Consider the following 20,614-nt stretch of genomic DNA (forward strand, 5'->3'; position numbering starts at 1 on the left):
CGGCGCACCGGTAGCACGCGACGGCACGGGGAGCCCCGGTCGCCCGCCGGCCGGGGCTCCTTCGGCGCGGCACTTCGGGGCGGTTCGCGACAGTCCCCCAACCGCCGTGTCCTCTCTGTCCTCAAGAAGGAGAACCCATGATGTTACGGATCCCGGGCGGAATGCGCCCACGAGCGATGCTGGCGGCCGCCGGTCTCGCCACCGCCGGCGTCGCCCTCCTGGCCGCGCCGCCGAGTGCCCATGCGGTGGACGCCGGGTCGCTGGGGGCCACGGCGGCGCAGTCGGGCCGCTACTTCGGCACGGCCGTACCCGCCGGCAAGCTCGGTGACTCGGCCTACACCGGCATCCTTGATCGCGAGTTCAACGCGATCACCCCGGAGAACGAGATGAAGTGGGACACGACGGAGCCGTCCCGCGGATCGTTCAACTTCGGCCCCGGAGACCAGATCGTCGCTCACGCGTCCGCTCACGGGCAGCGGATGCGCGGCCACACCCTGGTCTGGCACAACCAGTTGCCGAACTGGGTCGGTTCGATCACCGACGCGACCACGCTGCGCAGTGTGATGGACAACCACATCACCACCGAGATGACCCACTACAAGGGCAAGATCTACGCCTGGGACGTGGTCAACGAGGCGTTCGCCGACGACGGCAGCGGCCGGCAGCGCAGCTCGGTGTTCCACAACGTGCTCGGCGACGGCTTCATCGAGGAGGCCTTCCGCACCGCCCGGGCGGCCGACCCCGCGGCCAAGCTCTGCTACAACGACTACAACATCGAGAACTGGTCCGACGCCAAGACCCAGGGCGTCTACAACATGGTCAAGGACTTCAAGTCCCGCGGCGTGCCCATCGACTGCGTCGGCTTCCAGAGCCACTTCGGCTCCAGCGGACCGCCCGCCAGCTTCCAGACCACTCTGGCCGACTTCGCGGCCCTCGGCGTGGACGTCCAGGTGACCGAGCTCGACATCGCCCAGGCGTCCGCCACCGCCTACTCCAACGCCGTCAAGGCGTGCATGAACGTCTCCCGCTGTACCGGGATCACCACCTGGGGCATCCGGGACAGCGACTCCTGGCGCTCCGGGGACAACCCTCTCCTCTTCGACGCCAACGGCAACAAGAAGCCGGCCTACAGCGCTGTGATCACGGCCCTCGGGGGATCCTCGACCGGAGGTGGCGGGGGGTCCACCGGTGCGCTGCGCGCGGTGAGCGCGGGCCGGTGTCTCGACGTGCCGAACTCCTCGACGACCGCGGGGACCAACCTGCAGATCTGGGATTGCAACGGGCGGGCCAACCAGACCTGGTCCGCCACCTCCGCCAACCAGCTGACGGTCTTCTCCGGTGACTCCCAGCGCTGCCTGGACGCCTACGACAACCAGACCACTCCAGGCACGAAGGTGGACATCTGGCCGTGCAACGGCGGTGCGAACCAGCAGTGGAGGCTCAACTCGGACGGCACCGTCACCGGGGTCCAGTCCGGACTGTGCCTGGACGTCACGGGAGCGGCCACCGCCAACGGCACCGGCGTCGAGCTGTGGACCTGCAACGGCCAGAGCAACCAGAAGTGGACCCTCGGCTGATTCCGACGTGACGGCAGCCGTCGCCCGGTCCGGAGACCCTTGCGCCGGCGCGGTGGCGGTACCCCTGCGGACCGCCTCCGCGGCCCGGTGACCAGTCGGCTCTGCCCCGATCACGGGACAGAGCCGACTGCCTTACGGACCCAGGGGCGTCGTGCTTTGGAGATCGTCCACTCGTCGTGGAGCGGACGGGAGGGCCGGGCGCACCGAGACGACCGGCCCCTTCGGGATCAGTAGTGGATCCACTGCTGGTTGCTGCCGCCGTTGCAGGTCCACAGCTCCAGCAAGGTGCCGTTGGCGGTGCCGTTGCCGGTGGCGTCCAGGCACAGGCCGGACTGGTTGCCGGTGATCGTGCCGTCGGCGTTGAACGTCCACTTCTGGTTGCCGCCGCCGTCGCAGGTGTAGATGTCCACCTTGGTGCCGGGGCTGGTGCCCTGCCCCGCCGCGTCCAGGCAGTCGCCGCCGTAGACGCGCAGCTCACCGGCCGAGGTGGTGGTCCACTGCTGGTTGCCGCCGCCGTTGCAGTCCCACAGCTGCACCTGGGTCCCGTTGGCCTGGGACTGGTTGGGCACGTCCACGCAGCGGCTGGAGCCGATGCCGGTGATCGGTCCGCTCGTGCCGCCGCCCCCTCCGCCCTGGCCGGGGGTGATGGACAGGTTGTCGAACTGCGCCGTCTCGCCCTGGCCGGTGGCGTAGCCGACCTGTCCGCCCGCGTAGCCGTGGTCGTCGGCCGAACCGACCTTGGTGCCGTCGACGGAGGCGGTGATGGTGCTGCCGGAGAAGCCCAGGGACAGGGTGTGCCACTTGCCGGTGCCGATCGCCGCGGTCGTTCCGTGGGCCAGCGTGGTCGAATCGCCACCGGTGCCGGTGCGCAGGAGCGACCAGGCCCCGGTGTCGCTCACGCGCAGGTGGTAGGCGTTCAGGCCGGCCGCCCCGCTGTAGCTCTGCGTGTTCGCGCGGCCGAGGAGTTCGGCGTAGCCGGGCTTCTCGAGCAGTACGTCGGAGGAGACGGTGTAGTTGCTCCAGCCGAGGTCTCCGAGCATGCTGTGGGGATCGGTGAGCGGGTCCCAGGTGATCGGTGCCTGTGCGCTCATCTGCCGCACGCACTTGCCGCCGCGTCCGCCGCCGCAGGCCGCGACCTCGAAGGCGCCCTGCCAGTCCATGAGGTACTTGGCTTCGGCACCGGTGGTGTAGCCGTCGAAGTCGTCGCTGTAGGGCAGGCTCATCGAGTGCTGGGCCGGGCCGGCGGCCGTGCCCTTGCCCTGGCCGGTGGTGGTGGTGATCGTGTAGACACGGCCGGGCTGCACGGTCAGGCTGAAGCCGCCGTTCGAGGGCGTGATGTCCGTGGTGTGGACGAAGTAGTCGGCGGCGTTGGCGGAGTTGACATTGGTCGACCACACGTGGACGGTACCGGTGGACAGACCGCCGGTGACGTTGAAGTTCAGCGTCTGGGCGCCGGTCGCGTCCATGGTCTCGATGACCGTGGAGTAGTCGGACCTGTTCGTGGACTTCAGCGAGACGTAGCTGCCGTTGCCGCGGCTGCCGCCGATGTAGCCGCTGGAGGAGTCGAGGTACTGCCAGCCGGGAGCGGTGAACTGGGTGGTCTGCGCCGTCACCCAGGCGTTCTTGCCGATCGCGTAGTAGCCCGACCACGGCTGAGGGGTGAGCGCGAGACCCATGGTGGGGTACGGGAGGTTCGGCGTGAGCGCGGCCACCACGGGCCAGTTGAGGTACGCGGTCATCCTGCCGTCGATGTAGCCGCGGTTGATGCCTCGGGCCATCGCGTTGGCACCGGCGTTGTAGTCGTCGGAGCCGTTCTCGCTGGCCCACAGCTGCTTGCCGGACGAGGTGGCGGACGACGGAACACCGCAGTCGGTCTGCGCGGAGCGGTAACCGCAGGGGTAGTGGGTGCCGATGATGTCGACCGAGGAGGCGAAGGCCGAGTCGGAGTTCACGTCGTTCGCGATGGACCAGTCGGAGTCGGCTCCGACGATCTTGACGCTGCCGTAGCCGTTGCTGTCGAGCGCCGCGCGCAGTCGCTCGTACCAGGAGACGTTGTAGCCGCGCTCGTTCCATCCGCCCAGATAGTCGATGGTCAGCCGGTGCTGCTTGGCGCAGCCCAGCCAGTCGACCAGGTAACTGATCATGTCGGAGGACCAGAAGTTGCCGTTGCCGATCCAGCCGGGCGCCCCCCAGGCGAGGCCGTACAGCTTGATGTTCGGGTTGCGTGACGTGGCCTGTTCCATCAACCACCACTCGTAGCCCCGGTCGCAGTTCAGGTCTCCCCGCGTGTGCTCGTGGCTCGGCTCGGCGCCCGAGGTGGAGTTGGTGTCACCTCCGATCTCCGTCTTGAGGATCTGCAGGGAGGCGCCGTAGCCGGGCCGGAAGAGGTAGTCCAGGATCTGGCTTCGCTGCGGCTCGGGATAGTCGATCAGGAGACGGCTGTTTCCGCCGCCACCACTGATCGCGCCCACGCCGTCGAACGTGCGGCCCGTGGAAGAGCCGTTGATCGTGATCGCGGTGGCCGCCTGGGCGGGTTCGGCGACACCGGCGACCATGCCGCCGGCGGCCAGGAGGAGGCCGACGAGCACGGCCGTCGACGTGCGTAAGCGCCGGAGCAACCGGCTGAACGCTGACATGGCGGGGTTTCCTTTCGCGGGGGGTTGGTGGCGTGCCGGTGGCGGGCGGCCCTCCGGGCCGGCCGGAGGACCGCCCGCCTGGTGTCGCAGGCGCGGCGCGGTGTCAGCGGTAACCGGCCGCGGTGATGTCGGACTGCACCGCGTTGTCCGTGGCGTCGGAGGGATATCCCGCGACGATCGCCCCTTCGTAGAAGGTGCCGGCGCTCAGGTTCGCGCCGCCGCCGGGCTTGCAGCAGTCGCCGCCGCTGCCCAGCACGATGGCCCCCTGCTTCTTCATGGGGCTGTATCCGCTGGGCAGTCCGCCGTTCCACACCGTGGTGAGTCCGCCGGACTGTGCGTCACCGCCCTTGAGGGCGAATCTCGAGGTGCCGTTGTTCTTCAGCATCGCGGTGACGAACTTGCTGGTGAAGGCACGCTGACCGGTGTTCCAGGACTGGCTGCCGCCGGAGTACAGGCCCCATTCGAGGTCCGCCTGGACCCACGGCCCGCTGCCCGAGCAGCCGCCGAACCAGCACTCGGTGCCGAAGTTGATCGCGTCCATGGCGCCGGCGGCGTCGGCGCTGCGGGTCGTCTCGCTGTTGCCGTAGTCGAAGCAGCAGCCGTTGTTCACGTGGGTGCCGCTGGTGACCATGTAGGCGCCCTCGGGCGCGCTGCCGGTCGGTACACCCGTCAGATGGCCGTCCCGCCAGTAGCTGTTGCCGGGATTGATGTACAGCGAGTAAGCCTTGGTGCCGCCGGCCGTGAGAGACTCCGAGGTCGCCTTCGCCGGGCTGCTCTGACTCGACCCGGGGACCTGTGCCGAGCCCTGGTACCAGAGGTCGTTGCCGTGCCCGGACTGGTCGTGGACCATGGTGATCACGCAGGTGGTGCCCGAACAGAACGAGTCCTGCGCCGCCGCGTCGGCGTAGCCGCCGGGCGTCCGCACACCGATCTCCTTCGTCGCGTTGTCGGACGAGCGCCTGACCTGGTACAGGCTGCCGCTGTACGAGCCGTAGAGGGCGCGGACCGTACTGTGCGCGGCCACACAGGGGGTACCGCCCGCGGCGTAGATGTCGCAGGAGTGCGAGCCGCCTGTCGGCGGAGGCGTCGTCGACGACGTGCTCCACTTCTGGTTGCTCTGGCCGTTGCAGGTCCACAGGACGACGGCGGTCCCGTTGGCGGTGGCGGCGCCGTCGACGTCCAGGCACAGCCCGGACTGCACTCCTGTGACGGTTCCGTCGGAGTTGTGCCGCCACTGCTGGTTGGCCTGGCCGTTGCAGGTCCAGATGATCACCTGGGTCCCCGGCGTGGTGCCGGAGTCGGAGGCGTCCACGCAGCGGGTACCGCCCATGGTCCTCAGCTCGCCGGACGAGGTGAACTCGAACGCCTGGTTCGCTTGGCCGTTGCAGTCCCAGATCTCAAGAGTGGTGCCCGCCGTGTCGACGCCGCCCTTGACGTCGAGGCACCGTCCTGAGGCCGGGCTGACGAGGGGTACGGCTGCCGCGGACGCCGGCGCCGGCCAGGTCAGCGCGGCCGACAGCATCGTGGCCAGCAGTGCCAGCACGCAGGTGACGGCAGCCGTCGGGAAGCGGCGTCTGCTCGCCGCTTCTTTCCGGGGGGAGACGGGTAACGGATACATGGTCCTCTTCCTCGGGGATCGGCGGGATGAAGGGCGGACGCAACCGGAGGATCAGGGGGCGGCGGGGGAGGTGCGGCCCTCCTGGGGAGCCGGCCGGTGATCAGCCGCGGGTCCATTTCTGGTTGGCGGCTCCGGTGCACTGCCACAGCTGGACCGTGGTGCCGTTGGCGGTGCCGTTGCCGTCGGCGTCCAGGCACAGACCGGATCTGGCGTTGGTGACACTGCCGTCGGAGTTGAGGTTCCACTGCTGGTTGCTGCCGCCGTTGCAGTCCCAGATGATCGCCCGGGTCCCGTTCGCCGTGCCGTTGGCCTCGTCGTCCAGACACTTGTCGCCGTAGACGCGCAGTTCCTTGGCGCCGGTCGGCGTCCACTGCTGGTTGGCGCCGCCGTTGCAGTCCCACAGCTCGGTCCCGGTGCCGTTGGTCCGGCTGAGGCCGGGGACGTCCAGACAGCGGTTGGCGTTGCCGTTGCGCAGCGCGCCGGCCTGGCCCCCTCCGGTGGCACCGCCGCCGTAACCGGCCGCGGTGACGGCGGCCTGCACCGCGTTCTCGGTGGCGTCCGACGGGAAGCCCGAGGTGACGGCGCCCTCGAAGAACTCGCCCTGCCCGGACACGCTGTTGTCACCGCCCGTACCCAGCAACAGGGAGCTGTCGGTCTTCATGGGCGAATATCCGCTCGGTAAGCCCCCGGAATAGGTGGTGGTCAGCCCACCGCTGGTGGCGTCCCCGTATTTCAGCGTGAAGTTGCTCGTCCCGTTGTTCTTCTCCCAGGCGCTGACGAAGGGATGGTGGACGCCCTGGTTGTTCGGGTCCTTGTTGGAGCCGCTCCCGGTGTGGAACATGCCGTTCTCCAGGTCGGCCTCGACCCAGGGGCCGGTGCCGACGCAGTTGCCGAACCAGCAGGCGTTGCCCCAGTAGATGGCGTTCATGGTGGCGTTGCCGGTGTCCGTGTGGGTGTTCTCGCCGCTGCCGTAGTCGAAGCAGCACCACTGGTTGGTGTTGTCGGAGGAGGTCACCATGTAGATGCCCTCGGGCTGCGCCCCGGTGGGGGCCCCGTTGGCGTGGTCGATCCGGTACCCGACGCCGGGCGTCACCTTGACACCGAAGACCTGGTGCCCGCCCGCGGTGACGGGCAGGGCCGCGGCGTCGGCACCCACGTCGGCCCCGTTGGCGCCGGGGCCCTTCCAGTAGCCGCCCCAGGAGATGGGCAGGTCGTTGTGCCGGCCGGTCTGGTCGTAGATCTTGCTGATCACACAGGAGGTGCCGGCACAGAAGGACGTCTGGGCCGACGCGTCGGCGTATCCGCCGGCGGACAGCAGACCCACGTCGTGGTAGGCGTGGTCGGAGGCACGCTGGACCTGGTACAGCGGTCCGTCGTAGGCGGCGAGCAGCGCCCGGGTCGTGGAGTGCGCGGCGATACAAGGGGTGCCGCCTGCCGCGTAGAGGTCGCAGGGCAGCGATGACGCCGCGGCCGCCTTGACCTCCGCCGTCCGCGCGGTGGCATCGCTCGCGTCGGCCCGGCCGCCGGAGAACACGGCCGCCATCGCGAGGATCAGCAGGAACACGGTGAGGGGTCTGGTGCGGCGTAATCCGGTGGGGAGGAAGGACCTGCTGTCGGGCATGGAAACTCCTGTAAAGGAGAGGGAGGGGGGAACCACGACGTCCACACGGGTGGCACCGGGACCGGGCGTACACGCGTATGGGCGCCGCCGGGCGACGAGCGGGGGATCGATGTGCCGGCGCCGGGCCGGGCTCCGGGGTCGGTGCCCGGCCCGGCGGTCCCTACGGGCGTTCCGTCAGCCTCAACTCAGGCTCCACCGCTGGTTGTCCTGCCCGTTGCACGTCCACAGTTCGGCCAGGGCCCCGTTGGCGGTGGAGGCTCCGGTGACGTCCAGGCAGAGTCCGGACTGGACTCCGGTGATGGTGCCGTCGGAGTTGATCCTCCACTGCTGGTTGGCCTGGCCGTTGCACTGCCAGATCTCCACCTTGGTGCCGGGGGCGGTCTGGTTGTCGTAGGCGTCCAGGCACATCTGGGAGCTGCCCGAGTAGACGGTCAGCTGCTGGGACGAGGTGTGCGTCCAGAGTTGGTTGGCTCCGCCGCCGCACGTCCAGATCTGGACCTGGGTGCCCGCGGTGGTGGCCGAGTCGGGTACGTCGAGGCACTTGCCCGCGCCCACTGCGTGGATCTCGCCCGTGGTGGTTCCGCCGCCGGTACTGCTGCCCCCGGACATCCGGTACATGACAACCCCATGTGCCGGGACCGACGCGCTGATCGTGCCCGAGGTGGTCGACGTCGCCCCGGACCACAGGTCGGTCAGCGTGTAGCCGGCGGCGCCGGTCTTGCCGACCGCGTTCGCGGTGGTGCTGATGGTCGCGGTCGATCCGGTCTCGTTGAACAGCACGACGGACACGTCACCGTTCGCGAGCGGTTTGGCCAGGACGTCCAGGCCGTTCGACGAGGACACCATGGTCCCCTGCCTGCCCAGCGAGTCCTGGTCCACCGCGATCACACGGGAGTTGGTGTAGGTGGCCAACGTGGTGGCGGAGGCGGAGGTCAGGTTCGTGCCGGCGATGAGCGGGGCCGCCATCTCCGCCCACAGGCTGAACTCCGAGCGGGCCTCGGTGTCCGACAGGCCGCTGTTGCCGACCTCCAGCATGTCCGGGTCGTTCCAGTGGCCGGGGCCGGCGTAGGAGGCCAGGCCCACGTTGGAGTGGAAGATCGAGAGCATGCTGGAGTAGCTCGCGTTGATGTCCCCGGTGGTGCGCCAGCTGTTGCCGACGTTCGCGCCCCAGGTCCACACGTTGTCCTGGCCCCAGTTGCACAGGCTGTACAGGATGGGCCGGCCGGTCGCGGCGAGGGCGTCGCGCATCGCGGTGTAGCGGGTCTGCGCGGCCACCCCGTTGTTGTTGCAGTTGTCGTACTTCAGGTAGTCGACGCCCCAGGAGGCGAAGGACTGGGCGTCGGTGGTCTCGTGGCCGAGGCTGCCGGGATAGCCGGCGCAGGTGGCGGTGCCGGCGTCCTCGTAGATGCCCAGCTTGAGACCGAGCGAGTGGACGTAGTCGGCGGTCCCCTTGATGCCGTCCGGGAACTTCGCCGGATCGGGAACCAGCCGGCCCGAGGAGTCGCGGGAGTGCGTCATCCAGCAGTCGTCGATGTTGACGTACGTGTAGCCCGCCGCCTGCATGCCGTTGGTGTGCATCGCCTGCGCGGTGGACTTGATGAGCGACTCGGAGACGTTGCAGCCGTAGGCGTTCCAGTCGTTGAACCCCATCTGTGGCGTCAGTGCCAGGCCGTTGCCCAGCGCGGCCGCGGGCTGGGCCGTGCCGACGGTGACCAGGGGAAGTGCGAGCGCGAGAAGGGCGCCGGCCGCTGTGAGCGCTAACATCCGCGACCGGCGCGCCAGATGACGCAGCCTTCGCCGTGCGGGGGGAATGTGTGCGGGCATCGTCCGTGGACCTCCGGATGCGGGTTGCTCGTGGGGGTGGAACCGGTGGGGCGCATGGGGTGGTTCACCCGGGCACCCGCGCACGCGCGGGAGCCGGGCCGGTTCACCGTCGGAAGGCGTGGCGCGGTCGGTCGGCTCCAGGACGCGCCGGGGCCGTCCGCTGCCCTCGGGGCCAAGTCGGCCTTCCTCGAGGTGGGAGCGTCCAACGGTCACACCTCTACGGTCGGCACTCACGAACTCCCGGAGGACGTGATCACACGTGTCGCTCTCCGACGGAAAGTGTTCGTAATTCCAAACGCAATGTTTGCTGTTGTTGAAAAGGAGGCTGACACACAGCGGGGGCGGACTCAAGGGTCTGGACGGCATTGCCGTGGGCTTGCGCGAGGAGGTCTGGATTTACCCCCGGGTGCAGGGCGCCCTGGGGACCGCGGACCCGTGAGCGTGCGGGTGCGCGAGGACCCGGGGCGGTGCCGCTTCCGGCTTCGTGGCGGTGTCGCGTAGGGCCGCGGGGCGAGGGGTAGGGGACGGGGGTGAGGACGGCGGGGGAAGAGGGGCTGGAGGCCTCGCGGGTCGCGGAGGTCCTGGTGGCCGGGCAGGGCGGTCCGCCCGGGCGGCGCGGGTCCGGGTACCGGGTCGGGGACCGCTGGGTGCTGACGGCCGCGCACGTCGTGGCGGGCCGGGAGACGGTGGTGCGGGTCCGGTTCGACGCGGACCTGCCGGGGGAGTGGGGCGCCGACGCCCGGGTGGTGCTGTGCGCCCCGGCCGCCGATGTGGCGCTGCTGGAGATCACGGCCGTACCGGACGGCCGGGGCGCCGTCGAGCCGCCCCGGTACGCCGCCGTGCCCGACGCGGACGTGGTCCTCGCCTTCAGCGCCATGGGGTTTCCCCGGTTCAAGCTGCGGGAGGACGCCGGGGCCGGCGCGCCCGGCCGGTACCGGGACTCCTGCCATGTCGCCGGCTCGGTCTCCGTGCTGTCCAACCGCCGTGAAGGCACCCTGGAGTTGGCGGTTTCGGTGCCGCCCGGCGACAGCGAACCGCATCGCTCCCCCTGGGAGGGCATGTCGGGTGCGCTCGTGTGGTGCGGGGGCGCGGTGATCGGCATGGTGAGCGCGCACCACCGTTCCGACGGCCTGGGCAGGCTCGCGGCGGCCCGGGTGGAGCGCTGGTACGACGCGCTGGCCCCGGCCGAACTGGCCCTGCTCCGGCGCTGCGCCGGCCTGCCCCCGCGCGAGGCGCTCGGCACCGCCGACGGGAGCGCGGGACGCCGCCCGGTGACCGGCCTCGCGGGGCTGCCCTCCGACCTTCCGCTGCGCGAACTGGCCGAACTGGTGGACGCGTTGACGGCCGTACCGGCACTGCGCGGCGGCACCGGCATGGGACTCGTCCTGGACGGCATCAGCGACCGGGTGGCGGCCAACAGCCCCCGTGACCCCCGGCTGCGGATAGACGTCTACGGCATCGTGCGCACCTGTCTGCGCTACCCCGGCACCCTCGACCAACTACTCGAAGCCGTACGCCTGTTGGAAGGCCCCTCGGTCGAGATGGACCGGGTGGACGACGCGGCGGCCCGACTCGCCCGGCATTGCGGCTGACTCGAACTCGCGGGCCCCGACAGGTCGCAGGGTTGCGGGCCGTGCGGCGCTGGGTCATGCTGGTCGAGACATCGGTAATGCATAACTGGTAGGTACGGGAGGGGACTTGGCAGCCGTGGAGCATCCGATGCCTGCCATCGAGTCCGGCCTCGTCGATCTCTCGGGCATCTCCCTCGAAACACTGCGCTCCATGGACGGCGGCACGTTCACCGAGTCCCTGGAGCAGCTGCTGCACCACATCGACGGCCCGCAGGCCATCACGGTGTCATACAGCCCGTCCCGCTTCGACTGAGCGACGAGGTGATCAGCAGGGTGCTGTGGGGGACACGTGGCCGCTGATGCCACGACCACGGGGGAACAGACGGCGGAACACCTCCCGTTCCACCGGCTTTCGGCAGCAGGTGTCCGGGCCCTCGCCCACGGCGAGGGCGACGGCGCGGTCATCGCGGAACTGCTGCGCGCCGAACGCAGCCGCAGGCTCCTGCTGCTGAGGGCGCTGCGCAACGGACTCGACCGGGGCGGCGCGCGACCGCAGGACCTGGCCTGGTTCGCCGAGGCCTGGGACCTGCTGGAACACGCCCAGCGGCAGGCCCCCGAGGTGTGCGAGGACGTGCTGATGTCCCCGAACACCGGCATGTGGGTCTCGCTCGCCGTACGCCGCATCCGGGGCCGCCCCTACGAGGACGCCCCGCACTGGGTCGTCCTCGGCCATCTGGCCGCGCTCGCGGCGGCCGTCGCGGCACGGGCCGGGCTGGACTTCTCCATCACCGTGCCGGTACGGCGCGGACTGGTGCCGCTGCCCACCCTGGGCTGCGCGGTGCTGGACGCCCCCGAGCCCTGGGGCACCGCCCGGGTCACCGGACGCGAGGGGCGGCTGTGGGTCACCGGGGCGGCCGGCGAGGTCGAGGTCCCCGCCGACCGGGAGCGGCACGAACGAGACTGGATACCGGTGCGCCGCACGACGCTGGAGGCCGGGCCACGCACCAAGACCCTGGTGCTGGAGGAGCTGGACCCCTACCGGACGTTCCCCCACCCGAGCCGGCCCAGCCTGCTGCCCCCGGCCGAGGCGGCGTACTGGGAGTCGCTGCTCGCCGAGGCCTGGCGGATCCTGCTGCGCGACGAACCGGGGAGCGTCGAGGCGATGCGGACCGGACTGATGTCGGTGGCGCCGACACCCAGGAGAGAAAGGTTTCGGCCGCACAGCAGCACGGCCGGTGACGCGTTCGGCGGGGTCACGGCGTCCCGGCCGGACGACGCCGCCCAGCTCGCCGCGACCCTGGTGCACGAGTTCCAGCACACCAAGCTGGGCGGGCTGATGCACCTGGAGCAGCTGAGCGAGGCGGCAGACCCCGAGGGGCCGGACACCCTGCTGTACGCACCCTGGCGCGACGACCCGCGCCCGCTCGGCGGACTGCTCCAGGGCATCTACGCCTTCTTCGGCGTGACCCGCTTCTGGCGCGCCCACCGGCACACCGCGGACCCGGCCTACGCGCCCCTCGCGCACTTCGAGTTCGCGCTGTGGCGCGCCCAGGTGTGGGCCGCGCTGACCGCGGTGCGCGGGCACGAGCGGCTGACCCCGCTCGGGCGGTACGTGGTCGAGTGCCTGACCGAGCGCTGTGCCGGGTGGCTGGCCGAGGAGGTGCCCGCGACGGAGCTGCGGCTGGCGCAGGAGGCGGCCGACGACCACCGGGCACGCTGGCGGGCCCACCATCTGCGGCCCCCGGCCGAGGCGGTGGAGGCGGCGGTCCGCGCCTGGCACCGCGGCGATCCCCGCCCGCCGTCCGCCCTCGCGGCACCGCCCGTCCTGGTCCCCGACCCCGCGGTTCGCTTCATGGACGGCGCCGCGGTCCTGGCCCGGCACCGGCTCGGCGATCCGGACGGGGCCTGGCGCGACCCTGGGGGTCCCGGGGCGGTGGTGGGCGCCGACCCGGCCGAGGTGCTGCTGGCCCGCGACGACCACGCCAGAGCGCGTGCCGCCTTCGCCGCCCGGCTGTCGGGCGGGGACGCGCCCGTGTCCGCGTGGGCCGGTCTGGGCCGTGCCCTCGCGCACGACCCGGCCCACCGGGCCGCCGCCCGGCTGCTGCTGCGGCACCCCGAACGCGCCCGCGCCGTCCACGACGCCCTGCGCTCACCGACCGGCCACCGCGCGGACCCGGTACGCCTGGCGTCGTGGCTGGGCGCCTGACGGTTCCGTCCGCGTGGCCGTCCGGTTCGGGCGAGTCCCGGCCCCCTTGCGGCGCGCTTGGCGGGTCCCGTCCGCGTGCCCGTCCCGCTTGGGTGAGTCCCGGCTCCCGTGGTGGCGTGCCGGAACCGCGGACGCCGGGCGCGGTCCGTGACCGGGCCCGGCCTCCGTCACGCCGGCCGGCGGGGCGCCGCCCCGCGCGGGCTCACAACGGCAGCGGGTCGATGTCGCAGTTGGCTCGCTGGCGGTCGCGGAACTGCACCGTGGCCGGGTGGCGGGTGCCGGAGTCGGACTGGAGGCGGGGGGCGTCCAGTACTCGCTCCATGCGGGCCAGGGTGTCCTCGCGCAGCACCGTGTACGCGGCGTCCTCGCCGAGCGCGAGGAGGTCGAGCGACAGGTTGGCCGCGCAGGCCAGCGTCGTCGGGTGGTCCTCGCCGTACGCGACCCGGCACAGGGCCAGGGTGTCCTCGTCCCGGCGCCGTGCCTCCTCGGGCCGGCCCAGCGCGGCGAGATCGCTCGCCAGGTTGATGGCGCAGACGAGGGCCAGCGGGTGGCCCGCGCCGAGCCCGTCGGCGAGCGCGGCGAGCGCCGCCTCGTCCAGCCGCCGCGCCTCCTCGGGCTGCCCGAGCAGCCGCAGGGTGACGGCGAGGTCGACGTCCGCGGACAGGACGTGCGGGTGGTGCGGGTCGTAGATCTGCCGGTAGCCCTCGCACGCCTTGACGCCGCGGGTGCGGGCGGCCTGGAGATCGCCGTTCTGCCGCAGCGCCATCGACAGCGCCAGCGCCGCGGCCAGCGACTGCGGGTGCGTCTCGCCGTAGCGGCGGGTGAACTGGGCGTACGCGTCGGTGGCCAGCTCCAGGGACCGCGCGTGGTCGCCCGCCTTGCGGGAGGACTCGCTGAGCTGCCGCTTGGCCTCGATCGTCGCCGGGTTGCCCTGGCCGAACACGTTCTGGTAGGCGCTGAGCATGGACTCGTGCAGCGCGCGGGCAGCGACGTAGTCCCCGGTCTCGCGCACGTCGATGGCCACGTGCATCTCGGAGTGCAGCGTCCGCCGGTCCTCCCGGCCGTACAGACGCAGCTTCAGCGCCAGGGTGCTGCGGTCGAGTTCGAGCGCCCCCTTGAAGTCACCGACCAGGCGCAGACTCACACAGAGGTTGTGGGCGATGTTGAGCGTGGTCGGGTCGTCCTCGCCGAACGCCCGGTGCGCCCGCTCGTACGCCGTCCGGTCCAGCTCCGCGGCGGTGGCGAACCTGCCCTCCACCCGGCGCACGGCCGCCTCCAGCTGGAGCGCGTCGAGGGCGTCCTCGCGGTTGTCCTCGCCCTCGGCCGGGGCGGTGCGCTCGTACACCTCCCTGAGGTGGAGCACCAGCCGGGCCGCGTCGTCGAACCTGCCCACCACCCAGTACATGAAGCACAGCCACTGCCCCATCAGCAGCGTCTGCTGGTCCTCCTCGCCGAAGATCTCCAGCCAGGACCGCCACGCCTGCTCGGAGAAGTCCAGCGACACGTCGTGGTCGCCCCACCAGTACAGGTACTCGGCGATGTTGCGCACGAGCTGCCGCACCCAGGGCTGGTCGGAGCGGATCGCGCCGGCGGCGATGACATGGCTGTACAGCTCGGCGTACCGGGGCCAACTCGACGGCTCCATCGGCGCCTTGGGGTCGGCGGCGGCCAGCAGGGTGTGCGCCCCGTGGCGCATCCGGGCCTGCTCCTCGGGCGTCATCCGGTTGTTGAGGACGAGCTGCACCAGGCGGTGCATCTCGATGGAGTTGGTCCGGTGGTCGATCCGGGCCAGCGAGTAGCGGTTCACCTCTCTTATGGCGCGGGCCAGCCGCATCGGGTCGTTCAGCGCGGCGTCCAGCTCGGGGAAGATGCTGCTGTTGCCGAGGCCGGAGAAGATCGACCGGGAGATCGGGTCGGGCGCGAAGTAGGAGCACAGCTGGAGCAGCCGCAGCGCGGCCGGGCTGCGGGTCTCCAGGTGGTCCAGGGAGACGTTCCAGGCCGCGGCGACGGGCAGTTGGTAGTCCGGCGGCGGGGCGACCTCGAGCAGTTCCATCCGCTTGCTCTCGAACAGCCGCAGGTACTCGGAGGCGGGCATCCCGGTCTCCGCCCGCCAGGCCGCGGCCTGTTCGAGGGCGAGCGGCAGATCGCCGAGCGCCTCGGCCAGCGCGTCCGCCTCCTCCTCCCGCAGCGGAGGCCCCGAGCGGCGCAGCAGCTCCTTGCTCTCCTCACGGGTGAACACGTCCACCTCGAGGGAGCCGCCCACCTGCCCCCAGCGCCGGTTGCGGGAGGTCACCAGGATGGTGCCGTGGCCGCCCTGCGGGAAGTAGTGGCGCACCTGCTCGGGGTTGTCGGCGTTGTCGAAGATGAGCAGCCAGCGCGCGTACGGCCGGCCCTCGCGCAGCGCCTCCCGGACGGCGGGACCGGCGATGTTGGCCTCGGTGGTCGTCACCAGGCCCAGCCGCTGCGCCAGTTCCACCAGGGCCTGGCCGATCTGCCCGGGCCGCTCGGAGGGGATCCACCACACGATGTCGTACTCGGACTGGTGCCGGTAGGCGTACTCGATCGCGAGCTGGGTCTTGCCGACGCCGCCCATGCCGTGGATCGCTTCCGGCAGCACCGTGGTGGTGCCCTCCCGCAGCCGCTGGTCGAGCAGCTCCAGCAGGGCGTCGCGTCCCGTGAAGTTGGGGTTGCGCGGCGGCAGGTTCCCCCAGACGCGCGGCTGCGCGGTGCGCTCTGCCTCCACGGTCTCCTGGTGCGGTGTCGGCATCGATGTGGCTCCTTCGGAAACGGTCCGGGATTCCGGCTCGGCGGCGTGTTCCGCCGCCGGGGAGGCCGAGGCGGGGGGCGCGGATCCCGTGGACGTGCGTAACGGCTTTTCCAGGCTGACTGCGTATCGCCGATCGTGCCAGCTCAACACCTTGGCCAACATGGCGGCACGCTGGTCGTAGCGTCCCGACAGAGCGCGCAGAGCGGTCAGCTCCACACGGAGGAAGGCGATGTTGCGGCTGTTGACGCGGGGCATCGCCAGGGTGTCCAGTGGTTCGTCCGGGGAGGGCAGCAGGGCACGGTCCGTCCCGTCCGCCGCCAGCAGTCCCCGGACGTCGTACAGCACCCGTGCGGTGGCGCTGCGGCGCCCCAGCGCCAGCAGTTCCTCGCGGACATCGGGGGCGAAGTCGAACAGCACGTCGGCCGGGCCGTCGCCGCCGGCCGGGACGGGCCGGGCCAGACCGCTCATCAGCAGCTCGGAGACGTGCACCGGGCCGGCGTCCGGGGTGGCCGCGACCACGGCCCGGATGACGGGCAGGCTCAACGGCGCGGCGGCCAGCCGGGTGGCGAGGGTGAACGCCGTGGGGCTGGCGGCGGCCCGGAAGTCGGAGACCCGGTCGGCGGCGGGCACGGGGCTGTGCGGATCGGGCACGTCCTGCGCCCAGGGCAGCGCGCGGGCCGCGTCCGGCCTGCTCTTCCACTCCCGTGCCGGTACGGCGGACAGGTCCAGCCACTCCGGTTCGGCGCCGGCCACCAGCCGGGCCAGCGCGGCGGCCCAGCGCTCGGTCATGGCCAGCACGGGAACGACGACGGGGGCCGCCCCCTCCGTCCCGGTCCCGGCCACGTCCGCCGTGTCCGCCGGGGCCTCCCGCTCCGCCCAGCACCAGGCGCTGTTGGCCACCCAGGGGCGGGGGGCCCGGATGCGCACCCGGTACACGTCGAGACCGGTGCGGAACCACAGGTGCGGGGGCAGCATCTGCACCACGGCGACCGGCTGCGCCCGCCCCCAGTCGCGCAGCAGCGGATGCACCGTGCCCAGCCGCCAGCCCGTGGCGATGCCGTCGGTCAGCACCAGCACCACCCGGTGCGCGTCCGCGGGCGCCGGGCCGAGCGGCTCCTCGGCGCACACCTGCGCCGGGTCCGTCTCGTCGGTGCCCAGCAGCCGCACCACACGCATCCGGCCGAACCGCCCCGCCCGCTCCAGTTCCCGGACCAGATCGTCCTCGACCGCTTGGTCCCACACCCGCATCGTGGGGTGCGCGTCGACGACGAGCACCGCCTCGGTGGCCTCCCGCCCGAGCCGGCTCAGCACACGGGCGGCCTCCCGGCGGGCCCGTTCCGGTCGCTGTTCGTCGTCATCGTGCATGAGTGCTCTCAAGGCGCCGAAGTGACGGTGAGAGTGCGGTGGAGTCCCGCAGACTCCAGGCATGCGTGACATCCACGGACCAAGCCTCGCAGCGCGGGCACCCCCGAAGCAAGGACGCATGGAGGCTCGCGCAGGGTGTACGCCACAGCACGGCGGGAGCGGGAAAGCGGACGCGGAGGGGGCCGGAGCCGGTGGATTCACGCCGGTGCATGTCGGGCACCCCCACTCACGACGCGTGGACGGTCGAAGGCCGCCGGGGCCGGGCCGCCCGCGTCACGGCTTCACCGGCGCGTGGGCGGGACCCGGCGGCTCGGGCTTGCGCTCGGGATCGTCGAGCAGGATCGCCAGATGGCGCCCCACATGGTTGTCCCACCCCTCCGGCCCCATGGCCAGTGCCTCCTTGCGCCAACGTCCGGTCCGCTCCAGCAGCCCGGCCAGTCCCCGGTCCTGCACGATGTCGGCCACCGCCTCCTTGAAGGCCGGGTCGGAGCAGTCGCCACGGTGCCAGATCATGGCCGGCACGCCCGCGCGCAGGGCCGCCAGGTACTCCTGCCGGCCGGCCCCGGAGTCCCCGCCCGGCGGCTCGCTGAGCACCAGGCAGACGGCCTGCTCGTCCTCCTTCAGCTCCCGCTCCAGGTGGAAGTGGGAGTGGCCCGGGCGGTTCCAGTACGAGTGCGTGTCCGCCGGACGCTCCTTGTACTGGCGCCACTTGTTGTGCCAGGGGCGGTGCCACGCGGCCTTGCGCAGACGCTCGAAACTGCGGACGAGGACCGTGTAGTCCATCACCAGCGGGGTGGGCGACTCGGAGTCCGCCTCCTTGTGCCACCACTCGACCGGCTCCCCGAGCAGTTCCCACGGAAGGATGAATTCGAGTACGACGGGTTGCCGCAGATCCGACCAGCGTTCCTCGGTCTGCTCGATGAGCGTGTCCACCTTGGCCGGCAGTTCGTCGCGGTGCAGGTGCAGCGTCCGGCCGGGAACGGGGTGCCAGCCCTCGGCGTCCGACTGCCGCCAGTGCGAGAGGTAGTACCGGTCGGGGTCCACCCCGTCCGGCTCGAACTGGATCATCAGATAGGCCGGCATGGGCGTGGCCTGCGGCTCGGTGACGCCTCCGAGCTGCCACTCGGCCATCTGGTCCTCGAGGTTCCAGACGCGGGCCTGGGCGCGGTTCCAGCGGCGCAGCCGCTCGGCGGCCTCCCGCTGTCCGTCCTCGACCAGCTGGTCGGCGGCCAGGGACAGGAACGCCATGCTCACGGGCAGCTCCCGCGCCGCCGAGTTGCCGCCGGCCAGGCGTAAGAACACCGCCCAGCCGGTGTCGCACCAGGGCGGCAGCTCCTGGGTGCGCGAGCGGCTGGCCCGGCGCGCCATCGCCGCCAGCGTTGCCGTGGAGCGCAGTTCCATCAGGTCCGGGCGCAGCGGGTGCAGATCGGCGCCGTCGAAGAAGTCGACCGCCTCCCACTCGTCCACCAGACGGCGCAGCGCCAGCACGGTGACCGACTGCTGCTCCACGTATCCGAGGCAGCGCACCAGACAGGGCAGTCCGTCGGGGACGGCCGCGCAGCTCTCCACGAGGCGCAGCAGATAGGGGCGCAGCGCCCCGTTCCCCAACGGCTCGACGGTCGTGCCCAGTTCCTGGCTCAACATGGTCACCAGCAGATCGGCACTGGCCGGGTGCCGCAGGGTGGCCGATTCCTGGAGCACGTCGACGACACCGGCCACCAATTCGTTGCGAACCCGCGCGGGGTTCCGTCCTTCCACCCCCGTGACCTCCGATCGCCACCAGCCGCCAGTCCGTTCCCGGTGACGGTGCCGACCAGCGTACGGCCACTACTCCCGCCACGTCAGGGTGTTGGGGACGCACGGCGAACGCGCCGCCCCGGCGGTCCGGTCAGCGCTCCCCCTCGTCTTCCTCCCCGGAGATCAGCACCTTTATCTGCGTCCCGTCCGGAGTGACCAGTTTCGGGTGCAGGGTGAGGCGGATCCGCTGGGTGCGCGAGGTCTCCAACCGGCCGTCGGCCCCGGCCTCGACCACCCAGAAGCGCACCTTGCCGCTCGCCCCGCCCTTGCGGCCCACCACGACGTCCGCCTCGATCTCCACCGGTCCGAGTTCGAACCGCACGGCGCCGGCCGGTCCCTGGGTCAGGGCGGCGTCCAGTTGCTGGCTCAACTCCCGGATCATTTCAGCGAGTTCGATCACATGGCAATCCTATCGGCGTGCCGGTGGCCCGCGCAGGCCGAAACGGCACCGCGTGCGGCGGCGCACCGGCCCCGCCGAGACCGCCCGCCCTATAATCCACCGATTCGGTGGACAACCCCGCGGAGGTACGGATGGGCGACGGGCACGGACGTGCTCCCCTGAAGCTGGTCGTGGTGGGGGCCGGCGCCGCCGGCATCCTGACCGCCGTCCACGTCGCCGAGGAGGTCGCACGGACCCGCGCCCCGGTGGAACTCACGCTGGTCGACCCCGGCCCGCAGGACGCCGCGGGCGTGGCGTTCTCCACCCGGAACCCGCGCCATCTGCTCAACGTGCCGGCCGGCGGGATGAGTTGCCTGCCCGACCGGCCCGACCACTTCGTCCGCTGGCTGGTCCGCGAGCGGATGCCCGCCGCGACCGAGCGGACCTTCGCGCCCCGCGGCCACTACGGCGACTACCTCCTCGCCACCCTCGCCGCCCGCGTCGAACGCGCCCGCGGCCCGCTCGTCCTCCGGCGCAGGTCCGCCCGTGCCGTGGCCTGCTCGGCGCACGGGGACAAGGCCCGGGTGCGGCTGTCCGACGGGGCGCGGCTGACCGCCGACGCCGTGGTGGTCGCCACCGGCCCGCTCGCCGGCCGGGCGCCGTGGGCGCCCGCGGAACTCCGGGAGTCCGGACGGTTCGTGCCCGACCCCTGGGCGCCCGGCGCGCTCGACGGCCCGCTCGCGGACGGCCGGGACGTCCTGCTGGTCGGCACGGGCCTGACCGCCGTGGACGTCGCCCTCGCCCTGGACCGCCCGGGACGCACCGTGCACGCCCTGTCCCGGCACGGAAGGCTGCCCCGGCGCCACGCCCTCGTCCCGCTGCCGCCGGTGCCCCCGGCCGAGCCGCTGGCGGGGCTGCCGCTGTGCCGGCTGCGCCCGGCCGTGCTGCGGCACATCCGGCGTGTGACGGACGAGCTGGGCGACTGGCGGCCGGCGTTCGACGGCCTGCGCCCCCTGGTCTCCCGGCTGTGGGCCGGACTCGACGACGAGGAGCGGGCGGAGTTCCTGCTCAGCCACCGCCACCTCTGGGAGATCCACCGGCACCGGATGGCGCCCGAGACGGCCGAGACCGTCACCCGGCTGCGGACCGCGGGCCGGCTGCGCCTGCACACGGGCGAGGTCACGGCGGCCCGGCCGGACGGCGACACGCTGACCGTGACGGTCACCGGCCCCCGGCAGCTCGACGTGGGCTGG

The 20,614-nt window shown here is 71.9% G+C and carries 11 protein-coding genes and 1 pseudogene; 5 read left to right on the forward strand and 7 right to left on the reverse strand.

Annotation, left to right across the window (positions count from 1 at the left end; all coding sequences use genetic code 11):
- Window positions 1–137 precede the first annotated feature (137 nt).
- Complete coding sequence (locus tag ACSP97_RS30230; RefSeq protein ID WP_440555183.1) at window positions 138–1,577, forward strand: endo-1,4-beta-xylanase; 1,440 nt, start codon at window positions 138–140, stop codon at window positions 1,575–1,577.
- A gap of 227 nt (window positions 1,578–1,804) precedes the next feature.
- Here ACSP97_RS30230 and ACSP97_RS30235 read toward each other — a convergent pair whose 3' ends face one another.
- The 4 genes from ACSP97_RS30235 to ACSP97_RS30250 form a co-directional block, all read right to left on the reverse strand.
- Window positions 1,805–4,213 (reverse strand): ricin-type beta-trefoil lectin domain protein, encoded by a 2,409-nt coding sequence (locus ACSP97_RS30235; RefSeq protein WP_388294704.1) that lies wholly within the window; start codon window positions 4,211–4,213, stop codon window positions 1,805–1,807.
- A gap of 103 nt (window positions 4,214–4,316) precedes the next feature.
- Window positions 4,317–5,753, reverse strand: coding sequence for a lectin (locus ACSP97_RS30240; RefSeq protein WP_358269921.1), 1,437 nt, complete (start codon window positions 5,751–5,753; stop codon window positions 4,317–4,319).
- A gap of 178 nt (window positions 5,754–5,931) precedes the next feature.
- Complete coding sequence (locus ACSP97_RS30245; RefSeq protein WP_440555185.1) at window positions 5,932–7,452, reverse strand: arabinofuranosidase catalytic domain-containing protein; 1,521 nt, start codon at window positions 7,450–7,452, stop codon at window positions 5,932–5,934.
- A gap of 180 nt (window positions 7,453–7,632) precedes the next feature.
- Window positions 7,633–9,216 carry a glycoside hydrolase family 27 protein gene (locus ACSP97_RS30250; RefSeq protein WP_355151945.1) on the reverse strand — a complete coding sequence of 528 codons (1,584 nt, stop codon included), beginning with the start codon at window positions 9,214–9,216 and terminating at the stop codon, window positions 7,633–7,635.
- A 590-nt stretch (window positions 9,217–9,806) separates the two neighbouring features.
- On the opposite strand from ACSP97_RS30250, the gene ACSP97_RS30255 reads away from it, so the two are divergent.
- The 3 genes from ACSP97_RS30255 to ACSP97_RS30265 all read left to right on the forward strand — a co-directional run bounded on the left by ACSP97_RS30255 (window position 9,807) and on the right by ACSP97_RS30265 (window position 13,053).
- On the forward strand, window positions 9,807–10,868 hold the full coding sequence (locus tag ACSP97_RS30255; protein WP_440555187.1) for an effector-associated domain 2-containing protein: 1,062 nt from the start codon (window positions 9,807–9,809) through the stop codon (window positions 10,866–10,868).
- A gap of 127 nt (window positions 10,869–10,995) precedes the next feature.
- Entirely contained in the window at window positions 10,996–11,160 is a 165-nt protein-coding gene (locus ACSP97_RS30260; protein WP_177329975.1) for a hypothetical protein, read from the forward strand.
- Between the two features lie 36 nt (window positions 11,161–11,196).
- Window positions 11,197–13,053 carry an HEXXH motif domain-containing protein gene (locus tag ACSP97_RS30265; RefSeq protein ID WP_440555189.1) on the forward strand — a complete coding sequence of 619 codons (1,857 nt, stop codon included), beginning with the start codon at window positions 11,197–11,199 and terminating at the stop codon, window positions 13,051–13,053.
- Between the two features lie 202 nt (window positions 13,054–13,255).
- Here the strand turns inward: ACSP97_RS30265 and fxsT are convergent, their stop codons facing one another.
- From fxsT to ACSP97_RS30280, 3 genes are all read right to left on the reverse strand, one after another.
- Window positions 13,256–17,185: an FxSxx-COOH system tetratricopeptide repeat protein gene (gene fxsT, locus ACSP97_RS30270; protein ID WP_440555191.1), complete on the reverse strand. Its 3,930-nt coding sequence runs from the start codon at window positions 17,183–17,185 to the stop codon at window positions 13,256–13,258.
- 273 nt (window positions 17,186–17,458) lie between these two features.
- Entirely contained in the window at window positions 17,459–18,943 is a 1,485-nt protein-coding gene (locus ACSP97_RS30275; protein WP_355151941.1) for a VMAP-C domain-containing protein, read from the reverse strand.
- A 130-nt stretch (window positions 18,944–19,073) separates the two neighbouring features.
- Window positions 19,074–19,382 carry a trypco2 family protein gene (locus ACSP97_RS30280; RefSeq protein ID WP_355151940.1) on the reverse strand — a complete coding sequence of 103 codons (309 nt, stop codon included), beginning with the start codon at window positions 19,380–19,382 and terminating at the stop codon, window positions 19,074–19,076.
- 131 nt (window positions 19,383–19,513) lie between these two features.
- On the opposite strand from ACSP97_RS30280, the pseudogene ACSP97_RS30285 reads away from it, so the two are divergent.
- Window positions 19,514–20,155: pseudogene (locus tag ACSP97_RS30285) on the forward strand (FAD/NAD(P)-binding protein); the annotation flags it as partial.
- Window positions 20,156–20,614 lie beyond the last annotated feature (459 nt).

Source organism: Streptomyces sp. SCPE 10 (genome assembly GCF_051980735.1).
GTDB classification, from domain to species: Bacteria; Actinomycetota; Actinomycetes; order Streptomycetales; family Streptomycetaceae; genus Streptomyces; species Streptomyces misionensis.

Bases quoted from the DNA above. Each gene is read 5' to 3' on its own strand.
- ACSP97_RS30230 (WP_440555183.1), top strand. From the start codon at position 138: ATGATGTTACGGATCCCGGGCGGAATGCGCCCACGAGCGATGCTGGCG.
- ACSP97_RS30235 (WP_388294704.1), bottom strand. From the start codon at position 4,213: ATGTCAGCGTTCAGCCGGTTGCTCCGGCGCTTACGCACGTCGACGGCC.
- ACSP97_RS30245 (WP_440555185.1), bottom strand. From the start codon at position 7,452: ATGCCCGACAGCAGGTCCTTCCTCCCCACCGGATTACGCCGCACCAGA.
- ACSP97_RS30250 (WP_355151945.1), bottom strand. From the start codon at position 9,216: ATGTTAGCGCTCACAGCGGCCGGCGCCCTTCTCGCGCTCGCACTTCCC.
- ACSP97_RS30260 (WP_177329975.1), top strand. From the start codon at position 10,996: ATGCCTGCCATCGAGTCCGGCCTCGTCGATCTCTCGGGCATCTCCCTC.
- fxsT (WP_440555191.1), bottom strand. From the start codon at position 17,185: ATGCACGATGACGACGAACAGCGACCGGAACGGGCCCGCCGGGAGGCC.